This is a genomic window from bacterium (assembly GCA_021372515.1).
In the GTDB taxonomy this organism is placed as follows: Bacteria; Gemmatimonadota; Glassbacteria; order GWA2-58-10; family GWA2-58-10; genus JAJFUG01.
This window is the reverse complement of record JAJFUG010000096.1, coordinates 1-1,931: the sequence shown is the minus strand read 5'-3', so window position 1 is coordinate 1,931 and position 1,931 is coordinate 1. Positions and strand designations below refer to the sequence as shown.

1 protein-coding gene is annotated in these 1,931 nt (G+C 69.1%); it reads left to right on the top strand.

Annotation, left to right across the window (positions count from 1 at the left end; all coding sequences use genetic code 11):
* Positions 1 to 1,931, top strand: a 1,931-nt coding sequence (locus tag LLH00_09565) for a TonB-dependent receptor (GenBank protein MCE5271515.1), incomplete at both ends; no start/stop codon positions are given.

Genomic DNA, 1,931 nt, shown 5'->3' with positions numbered 1-1,931 from the left:
AGCGTGTTCGTGATCGAGATCAGCCGCGGCACGGTGAGCGGCGCGGACGGCCGCTACAGTCTGCCGCGCCTTCCCGCCGGGGCCTACCGGGTTTCGTTCAGCCGCACGGGCTACGCGCCCGAGGTGCGGCGGGTGGAGATCAGCCCCCAGACCCCGGTTCTTTCGGTCAGCCTGCGCGAGAGCGTGCTCGAGCTGCCCGGCATCCAGGTGAGCGCCAGCGCCACGCCGACCACCGCGATGACCTCGCCCCAGCCCACCGGCATGCTGGACGAGTCGGACCTGCGCACCAGGCAGGAAGCCTCGCTGGGCCAGACGATCAGCGACTTGCCGGGAGTCAGGAGCTGGAACACCGGCGCCGGGATCGGCAAGCCGGTGATACGCGGCCTCGGCTCGGACCGGGTGCTGGTGGCGGTGGACGGCCAGCGGGTGGAGACCCAGCAGTGGGGGGATGAGCACAGCCCCAACGTGGACACGGATGACCTTGACCATATCGAGGTGATCCGCGGCCCGGCCAGTGTGCTCTACGGCTCGGACGCCCTGGGCGGAGTGGTGAACCTGATCGCGCGGCCCCTTCCCAACGCCATCGGCGTGGACCCGTTCGTGAGGGGACGGGTGGCCAGCGGCTACGGCTCCAACAACAGCGCGGTGGACGGCGGGTTCAGCCTGGAGGGCGCCCGCGAGGGTTTCGGGTTCCGCGGCGCTTGGCACGGCCGCAACAGCACCGACCTTCGCACCCCCTTGGGCAAGCTGTTCAACTCCGGTTTCCAGTCGGGCACAGGCCAGGGCGCGCTGGGCTACAAGGGCGGCTGGGGCTCGGTGGAGGGCCAGTTCAGCCACCGGGACGAGAAGCTCGAAATCCACGAGGACCCGTCCGAGGACCCCGCGGCCAGCCCGTTCCAGAAAATCCAGGAGGACATGGCCCGTGTCAGCACCACGCTGCCGCTGAGCGCTCGCTCGCACCTGGAGCTGAACCTGAATTACGAGCGCAACCGCCGCCGTGAGTTCGAGGAAGCGGGTTCGGATGAGGTGGCCCTGGGCCTTCTGTCCAGGACAGTCACCGGCCTGGCGCACTACCATCACGCGCCGCTGGGGCCGCTGGAGGGCTTGGTCGGGTTCACCGCCGGTCGCAACAGTTTTGACAAGTTCGGCGAGGAGACCCTTATCCCGGCCAGCGATGCCGACAACGTGGCGCTGTTCGTGTTCGAGCAGGCCGAGCGCGGCCCCTGGCACCTGTCGTTCGGCGCGCGCTACGATCACCGTAGCCTGAAAGTGAGCGCGGATGAGGACTTGGGCGTGTCGGCCCAGACCCGCCGCTGGAACTCGTTCTCCGGCAACGCCGGGCTGCTCTACCGGATCAGCGAGCCGCTGGCCCTGGTGCTGAACGTGGGCCGCGGTTTCCGTTCCCCCTCCAGCTTCGACCTGTTCTCCAACGGAGTTCACGAGGGCACGGTGGCGTTCGAGCGCGGCAACGCGGCGCTCAAGTCGGAGCACTCGCTCAACACCGACCTGGCCCTGCGCGCCCAGACCTCGCGCCTGCGCGCCGAGTTGAGCGCCTATGTCAACCACATCCGCGATTACATCTACTCGCGGCCGACCGGGGACTACGACGAGGAATCTGGGTTCGAAATCTACGACGTGGTCCAGGGGGACGCCCGCCTGGTGGGGTTCGAGCTGAGCGCCGAGGCCCAGCCCGACCGTCACCTGAACTTGAGCGCCGCGCTCGATTTTGTCAGCGGCGACAACACCTCCACCGGCAACCCGCTGCCCTGGATCCCGCCGCTGCGCCTGGATGCGGCCGTGCGCTACGCGGCCGACCCGCTGGGCGCTCTGCGCGAGCCCTACCTGGAACTGGGCCTGGAGTCGAACAGCCGTCAGGACCGTCTCGATCCCTCAGAGCTCGCCGTGGGGGGCTACGGCCTCGCGCGGCTGGG